The following is a 20,452-nucleotide window of genomic DNA, read 5'->3' as shown; positions in this document are numbered from 1 at the left end:
ATATTTTGACAGGAAGAGTATTTTGACTACTAACACTCATACTCTGCATATTGAAGAGATTTTAGAACTTCTGCCGCACCGTTTTCCGTTTCTGCTGGTTGACCGCGTGCTGGATTTTGAAGAAGGTCGTTTTCTGCGCGCAGTGAAAAATGTATCCGTTAACGAGCCTTTCTTTCAGGGCCACTTCCCGGGTAAACCTATTTTCCCTGGCGTATTGATTCTGGAAGCGATGGCACAGGCTACCGGTATCCTCGCGTTTAAAAGCGTAGGAAAACTGGAACCAGGCGAACTGTATTATTTCGCTGGTATTGATGAAGCACGCTTTAAGCGTCCTGTCGTGCCTGGCGATCAGATGATCATGGAAGTGACTTTCGAGAAAACGCGCCGTGGCCTGACCCGTTTTAAAGGGGTTGCGCTGGTCGACGGTAAAGTTGTGTGCGAAGCAACGATGATGTGTGCCCGTAGCCGGGAGGCCTGATACGTGATTGATAAATCCGCCTTTATTCACCCGACCGCCATTGTAGAAGAGGGCGCCAGCATTGGTGCCAATGCTCACATTGGCCCATTTTGTATTGTTGGACCCCATGTTGAAATTGGTGAGGGTACCGTACTGAAGTCTCACGTTGTCGTGAATGGCCATACAAAAATTGGTCGCGATAACGAGATCTATCAGTTTGCCTCCATCGGTGAAGTTAACCAGGATCTTAAATATGCTGGCGAACCGACCCGTGTGGAAATTGGCGATCGCAACCGCATCCGCGAAAGCGTCACCATTCATCGTGGCACAGTGCAGGGCGGTGGAGTGACGAAGGTGGGCAGCGATAACTTACTGATGATTAATGCGCACGTCGCGCATGATTGTACGGTAGGCAACCGCTGTATTCTGGCGAATAACGCCACGCTTGCCGGACATGTTTCGCTTGATGATTTTGTTATCATCGGCGGCATGACTGCGGTGCATCAGTTCTGCATCATCGGTGCTCATGTGATGGTTGGCGGCTGTTCTGGTGTAGCCCAGGACGTGCCTCCGTACGTTATCGCCCAGGGCAACCACGCGACGCCGTTTGGCGTCAATATCGAAGGTCTGAAGCGTCGTGGATTCACCCGCGAAGCGATTACCGCGATTCGTAACGCCTACAAAGCGTTGTACCGTAGCGGTAAAACGCTGGAAGAAGTGAAACCAGAAATCGCGGAACTGGCGAAACAGTACCCCGAAGTTCAGGCTTTCAGCGACTTCTTTGAGCGCTCAACGCGTGGCCTGATTCGTTAATGACTGAACAGCGTCCTTTAACGATTGCCCTCGTCGCCGGAGAAACCTCCGGCGATATTCTTGGTGCAGGGTTAATCCGTGCACTCAAGGCTCGCGTTCCCAATGCGCGCTTTGTTGGCGTGGCGGGTCCGCTGATGCAGGCCGAAGGCTGTGAAGCCTGGTACGAAATGGAAGAGCTGGCGGTCATGGGCATTGTTGAAGTGCTCGGACGCCTGCGCCGTTTACTGCATATTCGTGCCGACCTCACTCGCCGATTCACCGACTTAAAGCCGGATGTTTTCGTCGGCATTGATGCGCCTGATTTCAATATTACCCTCGAAGGGAACTTGAAAAAACAGGGCATTAAAACCATTCATTATGTCAGTCCGTCCGTCTGGGCGTGGCGACAGAAACGCGTTTTCAAAATAGGCAGATCCACCAACATGGTGCTGGCCTTTCTGCCTTTCGAAAAGGCGTTTTATGACAAATTTAACGTCCCGTGCCGCTTTATCGGTCATACCATGGCGGATGCCATGCCGTTGGACCCGGATAAAAATGCGGCCCGTGATGTTCTGGGGATTCCTCATGACGCTCACTGCCTGGCGCTACTGCCAGGAAGCCGTGGTGCAGAAGTGGAGATGCTCAGCGCCGATTTTCTGAAAACGGCGCAGCTATTACGCCAGCATTATCCGGATCTCGAAGTGGTGGTGCCGTTGGTGAATGCCAAACGTCGCGAGCAGTTTGAACGCATTAAAGCGGAAGTTGCACCGGAGCTTTCTGTACATCTGCTCAATGGGATGGGACGTGAAGCAATGGTGGCCAGCGATGCCGCACTGCTGGCTTCAGGTACCGCCGCGCTGGAATGTATGCTGGCAAAATGCCCGATGGTGGTTGGCTACCGTATGAAACCCTTCACCTTTTGGCTGGCGAAGCGCCTGGTGAAAACGGATTACGTTTCGCTACCTAACCTGCTGGCGGGAAGAGAACTGGTTAAAGAGCTGTTGCAGGAAGAGTGTGAACCGCAGGCGCTGTCGCAAGCGCTGTTGCCATTGCTGGCAAATGGTAAAACCAGCCATGCGATGCACGACACATTCCGTGAACTGCACCAGCAGATCCGTTGTAATGCTGATGAGCAGGCGGCGGATGCGGTCCTGGAGTTAGCGCAATGATTGAATTTGTGTATCCGCATACGCATTTAGTGGCGGGTGTGGATGAAGTCGGGCGCGGCCCTTTGGTTGGCGCAGTCGTCACTGCTGCCGTCATTCTGGATCCGGCTCGCCCTATTATCGGTCTTAACGACTCAAAAAAACTGTCAGAAAAACGTCGCCTGGCGCTGTTTGATGAAATTAAAGAAAAAGCGTTAAGCTGGAGCCTGGGTCGGGCGGAACCGCATGAAATCGACGAGCTGAACATTTTGCAGGCCACCATGCTGGCCATGCAGCGTGCGGTTGCGGGTCTGCATATTGCGCCTGAATACGTGCTGATTGACGGCAATCGTTGCCCGGCATTACCGGTACCGTCGATGGCGGTGGTCAAAGGTGATAGCCGCGTGGCGGAGATTAGCGCCGCATCGATTCTGGCAAAAGTGACCCGTGACGCTGAAATGGCGGCGCTGGATACGGTTTTTCCACAGTATGGTTTTGCACAGCACAAAGGCTATCCAACCGCATTTCATCTGGAAAAATTGGCACTGCATGGTGCGACTGAGCACCATCGCCGCAGCTTTGGCCCCGTCAAACGCGCACTGGGACTCTCGTCCTGATTCTTGTGTCGAAGGAATCTGAAGATGTCTGAACCACGTTTCGTCCACCTACGGGTGCACAGCGACTACTCCATGATCGATGGGCTGGCGAAAACCGGGCCGCTGGTGAAAAAGGCGGCCGCGTTAGGCATGCCTGCGCTGGCGATCACCGATTTTACCAACCTGTGTGGTCTGGTGAAGTTTTACGGAGCGGGCCACGGCGCGGGTATCAAGCCGATAGTTGGCGCAGATTTTCATGTCCGCAGTGAGCTGTTGGGCGATGAACTCACGCAGCTCACCGTGCTGGCCGCAAATAATACCGGCTATCAGAACCTGACGTTGTTGATTTCGAAAGCCTATCAGCGCGGCTATGGCGCAGAAGGACCGGTTATCGACCGGGACTGGTTGGTTGAGCTAAAAGAAGGTTTGATTTTGCTCTCCGGCGGTCGCATGGGCGATGTCGGACGCAGCCTGCTGCGCGGCAATAGCGCACTGGTTGACGAGTGCGTGGCGTTTTACGAAGAACATTTTCCCAATTGCTATTTCCTCGAACTGATTCGCACCGGCAGGCAAGATGAAGAAAATTATCTGCACGCAGCTGTAGCGCTAGCCGAAACGCGTGGTCTACCGGTGGTGGCGACTAACGATGTCCGCTTCCTGGAAACCGGAGATTTCGACGCGCATGAAATCCGCGTAGCAATCCACGACGGGTTCACCCTTGATGACCCGAAACGCCCGCGTAACTATTCGCCGCAGCAGTACATGCGCAGCGAAGATGAGATGTGCGAGCTGTTCTCCGATATTCCGGAAGCACTGCAAAACACCGTCGAGATAGCCAAACGCTGCAACGTGACGGTGCGTCTGGGCGAATACTTCCTGCCGCAGTTCCCGACCGGCGATATGACCACCGAGGATTTCCTCGTGGCGAAATCACGCGAAGGGCTGGAAGAACGTCTCGAATTTTTGTTCCCTGACCCTGAAGTTCGTGCGCAGAAGCGCCCGCCTTACGATGAACGTCTGGAAGTTGAACTTAAAGTTATCAACCAGATGGGATTCCCAGGCTACTTCCTGATCGTTATGGAATTTATCCAGTGGTCGAAAGATAACGGCGTACCGGTAGGCCCGGGACGTGGTTCCGGCGCTGGCTCACTTGTCGCCTATGCGCTGAAAATTACCGATCTCGACCCGCTGGAGTTTGACCTGCTGTTCGAACGTTTCCTTAACCCGGAACGTGTCTCAATGCCCGACTTCGACGTTGACTTTTGTATGGAGAAACGCGACCAGGTTATCGAGCACGTGGCGGAAATGTACGGTCGTGATGCGGTTTCGCAGATTATTACCTTTGGTACGATGGCTGCAAAAGCGGTTATCCGCGACGTGGGCCGCGTGCTGGGGCATCCGTACGGTTTCGTTGACCGTATTTCGAAACTGGTGCCGCCCGACCCGGGCATGACGCTGGCAAAAGCCTTTGAAGCCGAACCCCAACTGCCGGAAATCTATGAGGCAGATGAAGAGGTTAAAGCGCTGATCGATATGGCGCGTAAGCTGGAAGGCGTCACGCGTAACGCTGGTAAGCACGCCGGTGGTGTGGTTATCGCACCGACAAAAATTACTGATTTTGCGCCTCTGTACTGCGATGAGCAGGGGCTGCACCCGGTTACTCAGTTTGATAAGAACGACGTGGAATATGCCGGTCTTGTGAAGTTCGACTTCCTCGGCCTGCGTACGCTCACCATCATCAACTGGGCGCTGGAAATGATCAACGCGCGCCGTGAAAAGAACGGTGAGCCACCGCTGGATATTGCGGCTATCCCGCTGGATGACAAGAAAAGCTTCGATATGCTGCAACGCTCGGAGACCACGGCGGTCTTCCAGCTTGAATCCCGCGGTATGAAAGACCTGATCAAACGTCTGCAGCCTGACTGCTTCGAAGACATGATCGCACTGGTGGCTCTGTTCCGCCCAGGTCCGCTACAGTCGGGGATGGTAGATAACTTTATCGACCGTAAGCATGGTCGCGAAGAGATTTCCTACCCGGACGTACAATGGCAGCATGAGTGTCTGAAACCGGTACTGGAGCCGACCTACGGCATTATCCTGTATCAGGAACAGGTTATGCAGATTGCCCAGGAGTTGTCCGGGTACACCCTTGGCGGCGCGGATATGCTGCGTCGTGCGATGGGTAAGAAAAAGCCGGAAGAGATGGCTAAGCAGCGCGGCACCTTTGAAGAAGGGGCGAAAAAGCGCGGCGTAGACGGTGAACTGGCGATGAAAATCTTTGACCTGGTGGAGAAATTCGCCGGTTACGGATTTAACAAATCGCACTCCGCAGCCTATGCGCTTGTCTCTTACCAGACGCTGTGGCTGAAGGCGCATTATCCTGCTGAGTTTATGGCGGCGGTAATGACCGCCGATATGGATAACACTGAAAAAGTGGTCGGGCTGGTAGATGAATGCTGGCGTATGGGACTCAAAATCCTGCCGCCGGATATCAACTCCGGGCTTTACCATTTTCACGTGAATGATGATGGCGAGATTGTTTATGGCATCGGCGCGATAAAAGGCGTGGGTGAAGGACCAATTGAAGCTATTATTGAGGCGCGTAACGAAGGCGGTTACTTCCGTGAGCTGTTTGATCTCTGTGCGCGCACGGATATCAAAAAACTTAACCGCCGGGTGCTGGAAAAGCTAATCATGTCCGGGGCGTTTGATCGCCTTGGCCCGCATCGGGCGGCGTTGATGAATTCGCTCAACGATGCGCTAAAAGCCGCCGATCAGCATGCAAAAGCCGAAGCCATCGGTCAGGCCGATATGTTTGGCGTGCTGGCGGAAGAACCGGAGCAAATTGAACAATCCTATGCCAGTTGCCAACCGTGGCCGGAGCAGGTGGTATTAGATGGTGAGCGTGAAACGTTGGGGCTTTACCTGACGGGACACCCCATCAACCAGTATTTAAAAGAAATTGAGCGCTATGTCGGAGGCTACAGGCTGAAAGACATGCATCCGACAGAACGTGGTAAAGTCACCACGGCTGCGGGGCTCGTCATTGCTGCGCGGGTAATGGTCACCAAGCGCGGCAATCGTATCGGCATCTGTACACTGGATGACCGTTCCGGACGTCTGGAAGTTATGTTGTTTACCGATGCTCTGGATAAATACCAGCAATTGCTGGAAAAAGACCGCATACTTATCGTCAGCGGACAGGTCAGCTTTGATGACTTCAGCGGCGGGCTTAAAATGATGGCCCGTGAAGTCATGGATATTGACGAAGCCCGGGAAAAATATGCTCGCGGGCTTGCTATCTCGCTGACGGACAGGCAAATTGATGACCAGCTTTTAAACCGACTCCGTCAGTCTCTGGAACCCCACCGCTCGGGGACAATTCCAGTACATCTCTACTATCAGAGGGCGGATGCACGTGCGCGGTTGCGTTTTGGCGCGACGTGGCGTGTTTCTCCGAGCGATCGTTTGCTAAACGATCTCCGTGGCCTTATTGGTTCGGAGCAGGTGGAACTGGAGTTTGACTAATACAGGAATACTATGAGTCTGAATTTCCTTGATTTTGAACAGCCGATTGCAGAGCTGGAAGCAAAAATCGATTCTTTGACTGCGGTTAGCCGTCAGGATGAGAAACTGGATATTAACATCGATGAAGAAGTGCATCGCCTGCGTGAAAAAAGCGTAGAACTGACGCGTAAAATCTTCGCCGATCTTGGCGCATGGCAGGTAGCCCAACTGGCGCGCCATCCACAGCGTCCGTACACCCTGGATTATGTCCGCCTGGCGTTTGATGAATTTGATGAGCTGGCGGGCGATCGTGCCTATGCGGATGATAAAGCTATTGTCGGCGGTATCGCGCGTCTGGATGGCCGTCCGGTGATGATCATTGGTCATCAGAAAGGCCGTGAGACCAAAGAAAAGATTCGCCGTAATTTCGGCATGCCAGCGCCGGAAGGCTATCGCAAAGCGCTGCGTCTGATGGAAATGGCCGAGCGTTTCAACATGCCGATCATTACCTTCATCGACACCCCAGGGGCTTACCCGGGCGTGGGCGCGGAAGAGCGTGGTCAGTCAGAAGCGATCGCGCGCAACCTGCGTGAAATGTCGCGTCTGAGCGTACCGGTAATCTGTACCGTTATCGGTGAAGGTGGTTCCGGTGGCGCGCTGGCGATCGGTGTAGGCGATAAAGTGAATATGCTGCAATACAGCACCTATTCCGTTATCTCCCCGGAAGGTTGTGCTTCAATTCTGTGGAAAAGCGCCGACAAAGCACCGCTGGCCGCAGAAGCGATGGGAATTGTTGCCCCGCGTCTGAAAGAGCTGAAGCTTATCGACTCTATCATTCCGGAACCGTTAGGCGGCGCACACCGCAATCCGGAAGTGATGGCTGCGTCCCTGAAAGCACAGCTGCTGGCCGATCTCGCCGATCTCGACGTGTTAAGCAAAGACGATCTGAAAAACCGTCGTTACCAGCGTCTGATGAGCTACGGTTACGCGTAAACTGCATTAATTCCGAAAAGGGCCACAACGTGTGGCCCTTTTTTTTACCTGTGGTTTGGCCTGGCTATGATTAACTAAGGTTTTTCCAGGAGGAACGCATGAATATCATTGCCATCATGGGACCGCATGGCGTCTTTTATAAAGATGAGCCCATCAAGGAACTTGAACGTGCGCTGCAACAGCAGGGATTTCAGATTATCTGGCCGCAGAATAGCGTTGACTTGCTGAAGTTTATCGAACACAACCCGCGAATTTGCGGCGTCATTTTTGACTGGGATGAATATAGCCTGGAGCTGTGCAGTGACATCAACCAGCTCAACGAGTATCTCCCGCTCTACGCCTTTATTAATACCCATTCGACGATGGATGTCAGTGCGCACGACCTGCGCATGGCGCTGTGGTTTTTTGAGTATGCGCTGGGTCAGTCTGAAGACATTGCCACCCGCATTCGCCAGTACACCAGCGAATACCTCGATAACATCACGCCTCCGTTCACCAAGGCGCTGTTTACCTATGTGAAGGAAGGAAAGTATACCTTCTGTACGCCCGGGCACATGGCGGGGACGGCGTACCAGAAAAGCCCGGTCGGCTGCCTGTTCTATGATTTCTTTGGCGGCAATACGCTGAAAGCCGACGTGTCCATTTCCGTAACCGAACTGGGTTCATTGCTTGATCATACCGGTCCGCACCTCGAAGCGGAGGAGTATATCGCGCGTACTTTTGGTGCCGAACAGAGCTATATGGTGACCAACGGCACCTCGACGTCGAACAAAATTGTCGGCATGTATGCTGCGCCTGCAGGCAGTACGCTACTGATTGACCGCAACTGCCATAAGTCGCTAGCGCATTTGCTGATGATGAGCGATGTGGTGCCTATCTGGTTGAAGCCTACGCGTAACGCGTTGGGGATCCTCGGCGGTATACCCCGTCGGGAATTTACCCATGCAAGTATTGAACGTAAGGTAGAAGAGACGACTCAGGCGCAATGGCCGGTACACGCGGTGATCACCAACTCCACCTATGACGGGCTGCTTTATAACACCAACTGGATCAAGCAAACCCTGGATGTGTCCTCCATCCATTTTGATTCAGCCTGGGTGCCGTATACCCATTTTCATCCGATCTATCAGGGGAAAAGCGGGATGAGCGGCGAACGGGTACCGGGAAAGGTGATATTTGAAACCCAGTCCACCCACAAGATGCTGGCGGCGTTGTCACAGGCTTCGCTGATCCACATTAAGGGTGACTATGATGAAGACACGTTCAACGAAGCCTTTATGATGCACACCTCCACGTCTCCGAGCTATCCGATTGTGGCGTCGATAGAAACGGCGGCGGCAATGCTGCGTGGCAATTCCGGCAAGCGGTTAATCAATCGTTCGGTGGAACGGGCGCTGCATTTCCGTAAAGAAGTGCAGCGTCTGCGCGAAGAGTCGGATGGCTGGTTCTTTGATATCTGGCAGCCGGAAAAGGTCGATGAAGCAGAATGTTGGCCGGTAGCGCCAGGTGAAGACTGGCACGGATTTGTTGATGCTGATGCCGACCACATGTTCCTCGACCCGGTGAAGGTCACGATTCTGACGCCGGGAATGGATGAACAGGGAAATATGAGCGAAGAGGGGATCCCCGCGGCGCTGGTGGCGAAATTCCTTGATGAACGCGGCGTCGTCGTCGAAAAAACGGGACCGTATAACCTGTTATTCCTGTTCAGTATTGGCATTGATAAAACCCGGGCGATGGGGCTACTACGTGGCCTGACGGAATTTAAGCGCTCGTACGATCTGAATTTACGCGTGAAAAATATGCTGCCGGATCTGTATGCTGAAGATCCCGATTTCTATCGCAATATGCGTATTCAGGATCTGGCACAGGGGATCCATAAGCTGATCCGCCAGCACGATCTCTCCGGACTGATGCTGCGGGCATTTGATACTTTGCCGGAAATGAAAATGACACCGCACCAGGCCTGGCAGCGGCAGATCAAAGGTGAGGTGGAAACCGTGGCGCTTGATCAACTGGTAGGACGCGTGTCCGCCAATATGATCCTGCCTTATCCTCCTGGCGTGCCGCTCTTGATGCCCGGGGAAATGATCACTGCCAAAAGCCGGGCTGTCCTCGATTTTCTTCTGATGCTGTGTTCAGTGGGGCAGCGCTACCCGGGATTTGAAACCGATATCCATGGCGCTAAACTGGGCGAGGATGGCGTGTATCGCGTGAGAGTCTTAAAAATGGCATAACGACTTGCCTGACCCTAAGACGTACGAGTAACGTGCTGACAGAAAAATGAAAGAGGCGATGACGCTATGCTGGGATTAAAACAGGTTCACCATATTGCCATTATTGCGACGGACTACGCGGCGAGTAAGGCATTTTACTGCGATGTGCTTGGCTTTACACTGATGAGCGAAGCCTATCGGGAAGAGAGAGACTCGTGGAAAGGCGATCTGGCATTGAACGGCCAGTATGTGATTGAGCTTTTTTCTTTCCCGTTTCCACCTTGCCGTCCGAGCCGACCGGAAGCCTGCGGTTTGCGTCATCTGGCGTTCAGCGTGGAGGATGTGGAAAAGTCGATCGCGCATCTGGAAGCACACCACGTGAAGTGTGAATCCATACGTATCGATCCATTTACCGGTAAACGCTTTACGTTTTTCAACGATCCGGACGGATTGCCCCTCGAACTGTACGAGCTGTAAGGCTTGTCATTGTGGCGTTAGCCCGGTAACGTGCCGGGCAATGCCATTGTAAGTAACCATCATGACGACACTCACGCTGAACACTTCACTGCTGAATTCTCAATCGATTTTGGTCGCCTTTAGCGGCGGGCTGGACTCAACCGTACTCCTGCATCAGCTGGTGCAGTGGCGAGCGCAGCATCCTGAGGTCGCTTTACGCGCAATCCATATTCATCACGGATTAAGCCCACATGCAGACAGTTGGGTGCAGCACTGTGAGTCAGTATGTATGCAGTGGCAGGTGCCGCTGGTGGTTGAGCGGGTACACCTTGAGGATGATGGTCTGGGCATCGAAGCTCAGGCACGACGCGCGCGCTATCAGGCATTTGCGCAGACCTTACTACCGGGCGAGGTGCTAATGACCGCCCAGCATCTCGATGACCAGTGTGAAACCTTTCTGCTGGCGCTTAAGCGCGGCAGCGGCCCTGCCGGACTTTCCGCCATGGGCGAAAACTCACCGTTCGCCGGAACCCAGCTGATTCGACCGCTGCTGGCGCAAACGCGAGAGGCGCTTGAAGCATGGGCGCGGCAGCATGAATTATGCTGGATTGAAGATGAAAGCAATCAGGATGATACCTACGATCGCAATTTTCTCAGATTGCGCGTTACCCCATTGCTGCAACAGCGCTGGCCGCACTTCGCGCAAGCCGTAGCCCGCAGCGCCGCGCTGTGTGCTGAGCAGGAGAGTTTACTGGATGAACTGCTGGCCAGCGATTTAGCCGATTGCATCACAGCCCACGGCACACTGCTACTGGTACCGTTAATGATGATGAGCGACGTGCGTCGTGCCGCGCTGCTTCGTCGCTGGCTGGCGGGGTTAAATGCGCCGATGCCTTCTCGTGATGGACTGGAACGTATCTGGCAGGAAGTGGCGCTGGCGCGGGAAGATGCCTCACCCTGTTTTCGCCTCGGGGAGTACGAGGTCCGTCGTTATCAGTCACAGCTGTGGTGGGTGAAGTCAGTCGATGGGCAAAGCGAAACCGTTATCCCATGGTTAGAGTGGAAAACACCGTTGGCGCTGCCTGCCGGATTGGGTTCGGTTCAGTTAATTTCTGCGGGTGAATTGCGCATGCCGCAAGCGGATGAAGCTGTCAGCATTCGTTTCAAAGCACCAGGGTTATTGCATATTGTCGGGCGTAACGGTGGACGGAAATTAAAGAAAATCTGGCAGGAGCAGGGGATCCCGCCCTGGCGACGAGATACCACACCGCTGCTGTTTTACGGCGAAACGTTGATTGCGGCTGCGGGTGTTTTCGTGACGCGTGAGGGAGCGGCGGAAGATGAAGAAGGCGTGAGTCTGGTTTGGCGTGGAAAGTAGGCCGGATAAGGTGCTTTGCACCGTCATCCGGCACCAAAATAATCAGGATTCGCTGACCACCACGGTACCGATCTGCGGGTGGCTGAAGCTGGCAATTTTGTCGAGGCGAAGCTCCCGGGTTTCACCTGCGACATCTGCGACCAGATACTCCACGTTTTTGCGTGAAACCAGGTCGTTCGCTTTCGCCTGCAAAACTTCGCCATCTTTTAACGCCAGCGTCAGTAACAAATGGTGCTGGCAGGCGAGTTCAAGATTGTCGTAATCATCGCAGTTGATGGGTTGATACGTTTCATTCATTGACATAATCGCTCACCAGTAAGTTCGCGGCAGCATAGGCCGCTTTTTCCCTGACCGACTCTGGAAGGGCGCTGTCTGCCGCCACTTCATTAAGCACCTTCAATACGCAACCCAGCGCATCCGGGATATACCCTAAGTCTCCGCTGGCGATTTCCGCGTACCGCTTGCGTATTAACTCACAATATTTTTCCACATGCCCTCCTGTCAGCACTCTGACTTAACCGTGGATGCAAGTCTAAGCCTACGAAGATAAACTCTGTTTAGCAAGGTGACTATACCATACTCATTCAAGCAATATCAGCGCCTTGATAGATGAGCAGTTAGCAGCCTTTTGCCGCAGTTTTCGCTACAATGTGCGCCTGATTCGAAAGGAGTTCTCCCATGGCGCTTAAAGCGACAATTTATAAAGCCGTCGTCAACGTAGCGGATCTTGACCGCAACCAGTTTCTTGACGCGGCCTTGACGCTGGCGCGTCACCCCTCTGAAACCCAGGAGCGCATGATGCTGCGCCTGCTGGCCTGGATTAAATATGCCGATGAACGGCTGCAGTTCACGCGTGGCCTGAGCGCGGAAGACGAGCCTGAAGCATGGCTGCGTAACGACCATCTGGGCATCGATCTTTGGATTGAGCTGGGTCTGCCGGATGAGCGCCGTATCAAGAAAGCCTGTACCCAGTCTGGTGAGGTTGCTCTGTTTGCCTACAACAGCCGTGCGGCTCAGATCTGGTGGCAGCAAAACCAGAACAAATGTGCGCAGTTTAAAAATCTCACCGTGTGGTATCTGGATGATGAACAGCTGGCGCAACTGAGTGATTTTGCTGGTCGTACAATGGCGCTGCAGGCGACTATTCAGGACGGCGCTATTTGGCTGTCCGACTCTCAGAACAATCTGGAAATTCATCTGACCGCGTGGCAGCCGCGTTCATGATTGTTCTCTCCCGAAACGTCTCTATCCCTGATAATGAGCTGGAAATCACGGCGATTCGGGCACAAGGCGCGGGTGGTCAGCACGTTAACAAGACCTCGACGGCTATCCATTTGCGCTTTGACATTCGGGCCTCGAGCCTGCCAGAGTATTACAAGGAACGCCTGCTGGCCGCCAGCCATCATCTGATTAGCGGCGATGGCATTATTATCATTAAGGCGCAGGAATACCGTAGCCAGGAGCTCAATCGGGAAGCGGCAATCTCCCGACTGGTGGCGGTGATAAAAGAATTAACCGCGGTGCAAAAAAGCCGACAGGCAACTCGCCCTACGCGCGCCTCGAAAGAGCGCAGGTTGTCATCGAAGGCGCAAAAATCCACAGTGAAAGCACTGCGTGGGAGAGTTCGTCGAACGCAAGACTGACGAGCGGGAATAAAAATTAATAAGGAATTGATAGTGAAAACAGCAATATTGTCCGTGGTCGCTGCATGCACGCTTTTTTCCTTGATCGGCTGTAATAACCGTACTGAAGTTGAAGTACTACAGCCGACGCGGGCGGCAGAATTAAAACCGATGCAGCAAAGCTGGCGTGGCATCTTACCTTGCGCGGACTGCGAAGGGATTGAAACCTCTCTGTTTCTGGAAAAAGACGGCACATGGGTGATGAACGAACGCTATCAGGGCGTGCGGGATGAACCGTCTTCGTTTGCCTCTTATGGCACATGGGCGCGTACAGCCGACAAACTGGTGCTGACCGACAGTAAAGGTGAAAAATCGTACTACCGGGCTAAAGGCGAGGCGCTGGAAATGCTCGATCGTGAAGGTAACCCGATTGAGTCACAGTTTAACTACACGCTCCAGCCGGTTTCCGCCAGCTTACCGGTGACGCCAATGCCGATGCGAGGCATGTATTTCTATATGGCTGACGCGGCAATCTTTACCGACTGCGCAACGGGTAAACGGATGCCGGTGGCGAATAACGCTCAGCTTGAACGCGACTATTTAGCCGCTCGTGCGGAAAACGGACAGTCCGTACTGCTGACGCTTGAGGCGCATTTCACGCTGGAGTCAAACCCGGATACGGGTGAGAAAGTGAAAACGTTGATGGCGGATAAAGACGCGAAATTTATCCCTGGTAAAGCGTGTAATTAATCGATAGAAAAAAGGCCCTGATAATCAGGGCCTTTTTGTTGGTATTAGCCTTTAATGGCTTTGACCAGGAAGTCGACGATGTCGCCGGTTTTAATCAGCTCTTTCTCGCCGTTACGACGGTATTTGTATTCGATATCGTCGTTGTCGAGGTTACGGTCGCCCAGCACGATGGTGTGTGGGATACCGATCAGTTCCATATCGGCAAACATCACGCCCGGACGCTCTTTACGATCGTCCATCAGCACTTCGATACCCTGCGCGCGCAGCTCAGCGTACAGCTTTTCAGCCAACTCCTGCACACGGTAGGATTTGTGCATGTTCATCGGCAGAATGGCGACCTGGAACGGGGCAATGGCATCTGGCCATACGATGCCACGATCGTCAAAGTTCTGTTCAATAGCAGCAGCGACTACGCGAGTGACCCCGATACCGTAGCAGCCCATAGTCAGCGTCTGGTTACGGCCATCTTCGCCCTGAACAGCGGCTTTCATCGCTTCAGAGTACTTGGTACCCAACTGGAAGATGTGGCCGACTTCGATACCGCGTTTGATCATCAGCGTACCTTTGCCGTCCGGGCTAGGGTCGCCGGCGACCACGTTACGGATGTCAGCAACTTCCGGGGGGGCCACGTCGCGATCCCAGTTGATACCGAAATAGTGTTTACCGTCGATGTTGGCACCGGCAGCGAAATCGCTCATTACTGCAACGGTACGGTCGATAACCACCGGAATTGGCATATTCACCGGACCGAGCGAGCCAGGACCTGCTTTTACCAGCGCACGAATTTCTTCTTCGGTGGCAAAGGTCAGCGGGCTGGCAACCTGCGGCAGTTTTTCCGCTTTGACTTCGTTCAGCTCGTGATCGCCACGAACCAGCAGGGCGACCAGCGGGTAGCTGCTGCCTTCAACCGCTTTCACCAGCAGGGTTTTCACGGTTTTTTCGATAGGCAGGTTGAACTGCTCAACCAGTTCGGCGATGGTTTTAGCGTTCGGCGTATCTACCAGCGTCATTTCCTGGGTTGCTGCCGCGCGCGGCTCTTTCGGCGCAACGGCTTCGGCAAATTCGATGTTCGCCGCATAGTCAGAGGAGTCGGAGAAGATCACATCGTCTTCGCCGCTCTGCGCCAGCACCTGGAATTCGTGAGAGGCGCTGCCGCCGATAGAACCGGTATCCGCTTGTACTGCACGGAAATCCAGCCCCATACGGCTGAAGATTTTGCTATACGCAGCGTACATCGCGTCGTAGGTTTCCTGCAGGGATTCCTGAGAGGTGTGGAAAGAGTATGCATCTTTCATCAGGAATTCGCGGGAGCGCATCACGCCGAAGCGCGGACGGACTTCGTCACGGAATTTGGTCTGGATCTGATAGAAGTTCAGCGGCAGCTGTTTGTAAGAGCTCAGCTCGTTACGGATCAGGTCGGTGATCACTTCTTCATGCGTTGGGCCGAGGACGAACGAACGATCGCCACGGTCAGCAATTCGCAGCAGTTCCGGGCCGTATTGTTCCCAACGGCCGCTCTCTTCCCACAGTTCAGAAGGCTGAACGACCGGCATCAACACCTCGATCGCACCGGCGTTGTTCATCTCTTCACGCACGATGTTTTCGACTTTTTTCAGGACGCGCACGCCGGTCGGCAGCCAGGTATATAACCCGGAGGCCAGCTTGCGGATCATCCCGGCGCGCAGCATCAGCTGGTGGCTGATGACTTCGGCGTCGGCAGGTGTCTCCTTCAGAGTGGAGAGCAGATATTGGCTAGTACGCATGTTGTTACGGTTCCAGTTGAACGATCGAACAGGCTCAAAACGAGCCTGGCACAAAACAAAAGTGGTTTAGTTTACCAGCGAGAAAGGGATGTCAAAAGAGTACGCGACGCAAATTAGCGGGCTTCCAGAGCAAAGACCTCAAATCCTGACGGCGTGACGCGCCAGCGGACGTTAAAGTCCAGCAGCCAGACGGCGTAGGTTTTGCCTTCTTCCTCGTTTTTACGATAGGCAGGACGCGGATCCTGCGCCAGCACTTCGGCAATAAACTGACGAAGATGCGGGTAACGTTGTTCGAGCTTCGGTAGCTGCTCCGCGAGATCTTCACTGAACGTCACGTCTATGCTGGCCTTGGGGGCATCCTGAGCATAGCTGGCGCGAGCATCGGGTAACGATTCGGCAAACGGCAGATACGGTTTTATATCTACGACTGGCGTGCCATCAACAAGATCCAGCCCACCGAGTTCGAGGATCACGTGCTCTTTATGGCAGCGGATGCCCCGTAGCTCAACCAACGACATGCCAACAGGGTTAGGACGAAACGTTGAACGCGTGGCAAAGACACCCATTCTGGCGTTGCCGCCAAGGCGGGGAGGGCGCACGGTCGGACGCCATCCACCTTCCATTGTCTGGTGAAAAACAAAAATCACCCACAAATGACTGAAGGCTTCCAGGCCGCGAACGGCATCGGCCTGGTTATAAGGTGCGAGCAAATGCAGTTCACCGCTGGCGCTTTTCACCAGACCGGGCTGACGTGGAACGGCGAACTTTTCTTTATAAGGTGAGCGGATAACGCCTATTTGCTCGAACTGAAAATGGCTCATTTCGCCGAAATGTTCAGTGCAGAACCGATGCAAACCGCCTGACGATAGCAACCCGGCGTTCCGCTGGTCACTTCGCAACTGTGCAGCAATACCGCATTAGCTTTCATTTTTGATGCGTTAATCTGCATGCGTTTGCGTGCGGTTGGAATGCTCGGAGGGGAATCCTGGTTTGAAGCCTGGCAGGATTCACCGCTAACTTCGCCAAGATCGCGGAACGGTTTGCCTACTAAATCTTCAGCGTTAGTAATGATTCTTACCGGCGTAGCGCGCGGTGCTTTCGGTTTTTCCGGCTCCGCTTTCGGCGGGGTTGCGGTGCTTTGAACGGGTTCAACAGGGGATCTGCTTAACATAGAACAGCCGCTCAGCAAGAGTGCTACTAAACAGATCGGTAAAGCACGCATAATATTTCCTCAATGAATGATCTAAACGTCAGATATTGAATCAGGTGCTTGCATAAATGACAAGACGGGCAAGCGCCCGTCCTGATGATATTACAGATTCTGTAAACAGCCTAAAATTACCAGCCCTTAACAGCACCGCCGTTGAAGACTTTGTTTGCTGCTTCGTACACTTCGTCAGACTGGTATGCTTCAACGAATTTCTTCACGTTCTCAGCATCTTTATTGTCTTCACGAGTTACAATCAGGTTTACGTACGGGGAATCTTTATCTTCAACAAAGATACCGTCTTTTGCCGGAGTCAGGCCGATCTGGCTGGCGTAGGTGGTGTTGATGACCGCCAGTGCGATTTGTGCATCGTCCAGGGAACGCGGCAGCTGCGGTGCTTCCAGTTCAACCAGCTTCAGGTTTTTCGGGTTTTCAATCACGTCCAGCGCGGTTGGCAGCAGGCCAACACCGTCTTTCAGTTTGATTAAGCCCACTTTTTGCAGCAGCAGCAAGGAACGGCCAAGGTTAGTCGGGTCGTTTGGAATCGCGACCTGGGAACCGTCCTGCAGCTCATCCAGTGATTTGATTTTTTTGGAGTAGCCCGCAATCGGGTAAACAAAAGTATTGCCTACAGCAACCAGCTTGTAACCACGATCTTTGATCTGCTGGTCCAGGTATGGTTTGTGCTGGAAGGCGTTAGCATCGATATCGCCTTTGCTCAGCGCTTCGTTAGGCAGAACGTAATCGTTAAACGTGACCAGCTCAACGTCCAGACCGTATTTTTCTTTTGCCACTTTCTGCGCGACTTCTGCAACCTGCTGCTCTGCGCCAACAATAACGCCCACTTTGATGTGATTAGGATCTTTTTCATCCTGACCGCAACCCACAAGTGCCAGAGAACCGATCAGGGCTCCAACTGCCGCAAAGGTTTTGAATTTGAACGCCATGCTTATTTCCTTTTCTTAATGAGTTTTTAGTGTTGTGTGCAACGTTATTTGTGCGTGACAGCCCGGACGATGCGATCGCCGGATAACTGAATTAAATAAACCAGAACGACGAGCAATACCAGTACTGTATTCATTACGGTAGCGTTGTAACCAATATAGCCGTACTGATAGCCAATCTGTCCAAGACCACCGGCACCGACGGCACCGCCCATCGCGGAGTAACCAACCAGCGTGATAAGGGTGATGGTGGCCGCATTGACCAGTCCTGGCAGCGCTTCTGGCAGTAATACCTTACGTACAATTTGCAGCGGCGTGGCGCCCATCGCACGAGAGGCTTCTATCAGCCCGGTCGGGATTTCGAGCAGCGCGTTTTCCACCATACGGGCGATAAACGGTGCGGCACCGACGGTCAGCGGAACGATAGCGGCCTGCAGTCCGATTGAGGTGCCTACGATCATGCGGGTGAACGGAATCATCCACACCAGTAAGATGATGAACGGGATGGAACGGAAAATGTTCACCAGCGCAGAGAGCGTACGGTAGAGCTTCGCGTTCTCAATAATTTGCCCCGGACGCGTTACGTACAGCAACACGCCGACCGGCAGACCAATCACAAAGCCAAAAAAACCGGACACAAAGGTCATTGCCAGCGTTTCCCATACGCCGCGAACCAGCAGCCACATCATCGGCTCAGACATAACCCAGTACCTCTACTTTTACATGGTGTTCCTGCAACCAGCTAATGGCTGCTTGTGTATCTTCCTGTGTGCCGTGCATTTCAGTCAGCATGATGCCGAACTTCACGCCGCCGGCGTAATCCATCTGCGCGCTAATAATGTTGTTATTCACATTAAAGCGACGGGCCGTCTCAGAAAGTAGCGGTGCATCGACCGAATGGCCGGTGAATTCCATACGCAGCATCGGCACGCTGTCGGCTTCCGGCTCCGCTTTTAAACGTTCCAGATAATCTTCCGGAATATCCAGGTGCAGCGTGGACTGGATAAATTTCTGTGCCAGCGGCGTTTTCGGGTGTGAGAACACTTCACTAACGGTGTCCTGCTCAATCAGTTCACCATTACTGATGACCGCCACGCAGTCACAAATACGTTTTACAACGTCCATCTCGTGAGTAATCAGCAGAATGGTGAGTCCCAGACGACGATTAATATCTTTCAATAATTCCAGAATCGAGCGTGTCGTTGCCGGATCGAGTGCGCTGGTGGCTTCATCGCACAGCAACACTTTGGGGTTACTTGCCAGCGCACGGGCGATCGCCACACGCTGTTTTTGTCCACCGGAAAGGTTGGCCGGGTAGCTATCGTGCTTGTCGCCAAGACCAACCAAATCCAACAGTTCTGTTACGCGGCGTTTGATCTCTTCTTTTGGCGTGTTATCCAATTCCAGCTGTAGTGCGACGTTACCGAACACCGTACGGGAAGAGAGCAGGTTAAAGTGCTGAAAAATCATGCCGATTTGACGGCGAGCTTTAGTCAACTCCGACTCAGAAAGCGTGGTCAGCTCCTGACCGCCAACCTGAACGCTGCCTTCGGTAGGGCGTTCGAGTAGGTTAACGCAGCGGATGAGCGTACTTTTACCGGCGCCGGAGGCGCCAATAACGCCATAAATCTGCCCGGCAGGAACATGCAGGCTGACATTATTTAGCGCCTGAATGGTGCGAGTCCCCTGCTGGAACACTTTGGTGATATTCGAAAGTTTAATCATTGGTTATTTATTATCGTAATTAAGTTAGCCGTGGCATTTTCGTCTGTCAGGTACGGTCGAAGCCGTCAACAAGATGGATGTTAAGGCATCCAGACGTCTAAATCAATCGGGCTTTGCACGATGAGCACTTTCTTGCCCGCTGAAACATGCGATACTAGAGTCACATGCCTTATTCAGGAGCTATAAAAGGTGGCAAAGTCTGTACCCGCAATTTTTCTCGACCGTGACGGTACCATTAATGTGGACCACGGTTATGTACATGAGATCGACGAGTTTGAGTTTATCGACGGCGTTATTGATGCCATGCGTGAACTTAAAAAGATGGGTTACGCGCTTATTATCGTGACGAACCAGTCTGGTATCGCGCGTGGTAAATTTACTGAGGCGCAGTTTGAAACGTTGACCGAATGGATGGACTGGTCGCTGGCCGATCGCGACGTTGAGCTGGATGGTATCTACTACTGCCCGCATCACCCGCAGGGTACTGTAGAAGAGTATCGTCAGGTCTGCGACTGCCGTAAACCGCATCCTGGCATGTTTATCTCCGCCCGAGACTTCTTGCACATCGATATGGCCGCTTCTTATATGGTTGGCGACAAAATTGAAGATATGCAGGCGGCGACAGCTGCGAATGTTGGCACGAAGGTATTGGTGCGCACAGGCAAACCCGTCACGCCGGAAGCAGAAAATGCGGCAGATTTGGTCATAAATAGTCTGGCAGACCTGCCAATGGCGATCAAAAAGCAGCAAAAGTAAGCGTTGTGGATAAAAGGTGAGCGGTTGAAACAAAAATGCATTTTTCCGCTTGTCTTCCTGAGTCGACTCCCTATAATGCGCCTCCATCGACACGGCGGATGTGAATCACTTCACACAAACAGCCGGTTCGGTTGAAGAGAAAAAC

The 20,452-nt window shown here is 53.2% G+C and carries 21 protein-coding genes; 13 read left to right on the top strand and 8 right to left on the bottom strand.

The genetic code is table 11. The features are described 5' to 3' along the window. The first annotated feature begins 22 nt into the window (after window positions 1–22). The 9 genes from fabZ (at window position 23) to tilS (ending at window position 11,540) form a co-directional block, all read left to right on the top strand. Window positions 23–478 (top strand): 3-hydroxyacyl-ACP dehydratase FabZ, encoded by a 456-nt coding sequence (gene fabZ, locus OGY17_RS00910; RefSeq protein WP_003018528.1) that lies wholly within the window; start codon window positions 23–25, stop codon window positions 476–478. Window positions 479–481: 3 nt separating this feature from the next. Beyond that, window positions 482–1,270, top strand: a complete 789-nt coding sequence (lpxA, locus tag OGY17_RS00905; protein WP_003018525.1) for an acyl-ACP--UDP-N-acetylglucosamine O-acyltransferase — start codon at window positions 482–484, stop codon at window positions 1,268–1,270. After that, the gene (gene lpxB / locus OGY17_RS00900; protein ID WP_003829168.1) at window positions 1,270–2,418 is read left to right on the top strand and encodes a lipid-A-disaccharide synthase; all 1,149 of its coding nucleotides are present in this window, start codon (window positions 1,270–1,272) and stop codon (window positions 2,416–2,418) included. The genes lpxA and lpxB overlap by 1 nt, the downstream gene beginning before the upstream one ends. Next, complete coding sequence (gene rnhB, locus OGY17_RS00895; protein WP_008786270.1) at window positions 2,415–3,011, top strand: ribonuclease HII; 597 nt, start codon at window positions 2,415–2,417, stop codon at window positions 3,009–3,011. Before lpxB ends, rnhB begins: the two co-directional genes overlap by 4 nt. Window positions 3,012–3,035: 24 nt before the next feature. Next, on the top strand, window positions 3,036–6,518 hold the full coding sequence (gene dnaE / locus OGY17_RS00890; protein ID WP_008786271.1) for a DNA polymerase III subunit alpha: 3,483 nt from the start codon (window positions 3,036–3,038) through the stop codon (window positions 6,516–6,518). A gap of 12 nt (window positions 6,519–6,530) precedes the next feature. Next, a complete protein-coding gene (gene accA, locus OGY17_RS00885; RefSeq protein WP_003829164.1) occupies window positions 6,531–7,490 on the top strand; it encodes an acetyl-CoA carboxylase carboxyl transferase subunit alpha in 960 nt (319 codons plus the stop codon). A 98-nt stretch (window positions 7,491–7,588) separates the two neighbouring features. Continuing rightward, on the top strand, window positions 7,589–9,727 hold the full coding sequence (gene ldcC, locus OGY17_RS00880) for a lysine decarboxylase LdcC (protein ID WP_234096490.1): 2,139 nt from the start codon (window positions 7,589–7,591) through the stop codon (window positions 9,725–9,727). A 66-nt stretch (window positions 9,728–9,793) separates the two neighbouring features. After that, complete coding sequence (locus OGY17_RS00875) at window positions 9,794–10,183, top strand: VOC family protein (protein WP_003829160.1); 390 nt, start codon at window positions 9,794–9,796, stop codon at window positions 10,181–10,183. Between the two features lie 61 nt (window positions 10,184–10,244). After that, on the top strand, window positions 10,245–11,540 hold the full coding sequence (tilS, locus tag OGY17_RS00870; protein ID WP_048227058.1) for a tRNA lysidine(34) synthetase TilS: 1,296 nt from the start codon (window positions 10,245–10,247) through the stop codon (window positions 11,538–11,540). 42 nt (window positions 11,541–11,582) lie between these two features. Here tilS and rof read toward each other — a convergent pair whose 3' ends face one another. Beyond that, window positions 11,583–11,843, bottom strand: a complete 261-nt coding sequence (gene rof, locus OGY17_RS00865) for a Rho-binding antiterminator (RefSeq protein ID WP_003018503.1) — start codon at window positions 11,841–11,843, stop codon at window positions 11,583–11,585. Continuing rightward, on the bottom strand, window positions 11,830–12,030 hold the full coding sequence (locus tag OGY17_RS00860) for a YaeP family protein (RefSeq protein WP_003018499.1): 201 nt from the start codon (window positions 12,028–12,030) through the stop codon (window positions 11,830–11,832). Before OGY17_RS00860 ends, rof begins: the two co-directional genes overlap by 14 nt. Window positions 12,031–12,218: 188 nt before the next feature. On the opposite strand from OGY17_RS00860, the gene OGY17_RS00855 reads away from it, so the two are divergent. From OGY17_RS00855 to nlpE, 3 genes are read left to right on the top strand one after another with little or no spacing between them, the layout of a single operon-like run. Continuing rightward, on the top strand, window positions 12,219–12,764 hold the full coding sequence (locus tag OGY17_RS00855; protein WP_003018497.1) for a YaeQ family protein: 546 nt from the start codon (window positions 12,219–12,221) through the stop codon (window positions 12,762–12,764). After that, a complete protein-coding gene (arfB, locus tag OGY17_RS00850) occupies window positions 12,761–13,183 on the top strand; it encodes an alternative ribosome rescue aminoacyl-tRNA hydrolase ArfB (RefSeq protein ID WP_032942412.1) in 423 nt (140 codons plus the stop codon). The genes OGY17_RS00855 and arfB overlap by 4 nt, the downstream gene beginning before the upstream one ends. Before the next feature lie 30 nt (window positions 13,184–13,213). Continuing rightward, window positions 13,214–13,912, top strand: a complete 699-nt coding sequence (gene nlpE, locus OGY17_RS00845) for an envelope stress response activation lipoprotein NlpE (protein WP_085951559.1) — start codon at window positions 13,214–13,216, stop codon at window positions 13,910–13,912. 44 nt (window positions 13,913–13,956) lie between these two features. Here nlpE and proS read toward each other — a convergent pair whose 3' ends face one another. From proS to metN, 6 genes are all read right to left on the bottom strand, one after another. After that, window positions 13,957–15,675 (bottom strand): proline--tRNA ligase, encoded by a 1,719-nt coding sequence (proS, locus tag OGY17_RS00840; RefSeq protein ID WP_286606246.1) that lies wholly within the window; start codon window positions 15,673–15,675, stop codon window positions 13,957–13,959. 113 nt (window positions 15,676–15,788) lie between these two features. Continuing rightward, a complete protein-coding gene (gene tsaA, locus OGY17_RS00835) occupies window positions 15,789–16,496 on the bottom strand; it encodes a tRNA (N6-threonylcarbamoyladenosine(37)-N6)-methyltransferase TrmO (protein WP_008786279.1) in 708 nt (235 codons plus the stop codon). Beyond that, window positions 16,493–16,897: an envelope stress sensor lipoprotein RcsF gene (gene rcsF / locus OGY17_RS00830; protein ID WP_003018477.1), complete on the bottom strand. Its 405-nt coding sequence runs from the start codon at window positions 16,895–16,897 to the stop codon at window positions 16,493–16,495. Before rcsF ends, tsaA begins: the two co-directional genes overlap by 4 nt. A 116-nt stretch (window positions 16,898–17,013) precedes the next feature. After that, entirely contained in the window at window positions 17,014–17,829 is an 816-nt protein-coding gene (gene metQ / locus OGY17_RS00825) for a methionine ABC transporter substrate-binding lipoprotein MetQ (RefSeq protein WP_003829145.1), read from the bottom strand. A gap of 44 nt (window positions 17,830–17,873) precedes the next feature. Further along, the gene (locus OGY17_RS00820; RefSeq protein WP_003018471.1) at window positions 17,874–18,527 is read right to left on the bottom strand and encodes a methionine ABC transporter permease MetI; all 654 of its coding nucleotides are present in this window, start codon (window positions 18,525–18,527) and stop codon (window positions 17,874–17,876) included. Further along, window positions 18,520–19,551 (bottom strand): methionine ABC transporter ATP-binding protein MetN, encoded by a 1,032-nt coding sequence (gene metN / locus OGY17_RS00815; protein ID WP_286606243.1) that lies wholly within the window; start codon window positions 19,549–19,551, stop codon window positions 18,520–18,522. Before metN ends, OGY17_RS00820 begins: the two co-directional genes overlap by 8 nt. 189 nt (window positions 19,552–19,740) lie before the next feature. Here metN and gmhB point away from each other — a divergent pair, with 189 nt between their 5' ends. Beyond that, window positions 19,741–20,307 (top strand): D-glycero-beta-D-manno-heptose 1,7-bisphosphate 7-phosphatase, encoded by a 567-nt coding sequence (gene gmhB / locus OGY17_RS00810; protein WP_008786280.1) that lies wholly within the window; start codon window positions 19,741–19,743, stop codon window positions 20,305–20,307. Window positions 20,308–20,452: the final 145 nt, after the last annotated feature.

The sequence above is a fragment of the Citrobacter sp. Cpo126 genome (assembly GCF_030332445.1).
In the GTDB taxonomy this organism is placed as follows: domain Bacteria; phylum Pseudomonadota; class Gammaproteobacteria; order Enterobacterales; family Enterobacteriaceae; genus Citrobacter; species Citrobacter portucalensis.
This window is presented reverse-complemented; position numbering and strand designations above follow the sequence as displayed.

Bases quoted from the DNA above. Each gene is read 5' to 3' on its own strand.
- lpxB (WP_003829168.1), top strand. From the start codon at position 1,270: ATGACTGAACAGCGTCCTTTAACGATTGCCCTCGTCGCCGGAGAAACC.
- rnhB (WP_008786270.1), top strand. From the start codon at position 2,415: ATGATTGAATTTGTGTATCCGCATACGCATTTAGTGGCGGGTGTGGAT.
- dnaE (WP_008786271.1), top strand. From the start codon at position 3,036: ATGTCTGAACCACGTTTCGTCCACCTACGGGTGCACAGCGACTACTCC.
- accA (WP_003829164.1), top strand. From the start codon at position 6,531: ATGAGTCTGAATTTCCTTGATTTTGAACAGCCGATTGCAGAGCTGGAA.
- ldcC (WP_234096490.1), top strand. From the start codon at position 7,589: ATGAATATCATTGCCATCATGGGACCGCATGGCGTCTTTTATAAAGAT.
- OGY17_RS00875 (WP_003829160.1), top strand. From the start codon at position 9,794: ATGCTGGGATTAAAACAGGTTCACCATATTGCCATTATTGCGACGGAC.
- tilS (WP_048227058.1), top strand. From the start codon at position 10,245: ATGACGACACTCACGCTGAACACTTCACTGCTGAATTCTCAATCGATT.
- rof (WP_003018503.1), bottom strand. From the start codon at position 11,843: ATGTCAATGAATGAAACGTATCAACCCATCAACTGCGATGATTACGAC.
- OGY17_RS00855 (WP_003018497.1), top strand. From the start codon at position 12,219: ATGGCGCTTAAAGCGACAATTTATAAAGCCGTCGTCAACGTAGCGGAT.
- arfB (WP_032942412.1), top strand. From the start codon at position 12,761: ATGATTGTTCTCTCCCGAAACGTCTCTATCCCTGATAATGAGCTGGAA.
- proS (WP_286606246.1), bottom strand. From the start codon at position 15,675: ATGCGTACTAGCCAATATCTGCTCTCCACTCTGAAGGAGACACCTGCC.
- tsaA (WP_008786279.1), bottom strand. From the start codon at position 16,496: ATGAGCCATTTTCAGTTCGAGCAAATAGGCGTTATCCGCTCACCTTAT.
- rcsF (WP_003018477.1), bottom strand. From the start codon at position 16,897: ATGCGTGCTTTACCGATCTGTTTAGTAGCACTCTTGCTGAGCGGCTGT.
- metQ (WP_003829145.1), bottom strand. From the start codon at position 17,829: ATGGCGTTCAAATTCAAAACCTTTGCGGCAGTTGGAGCCCTGATCGGT.
- OGY17_RS00820 (WP_003018471.1), bottom strand. From the start codon at position 18,527: ATGTCTGAGCCGATGATGTGGCTGCTGGTTCGCGGCGTATGGGAAACG.
- metN (WP_286606243.1), bottom strand. From the start codon at position 19,551: ATGATTAAACTTTCGAATATCACCAAAGTGTTCCAGCAGGGGACTCGC.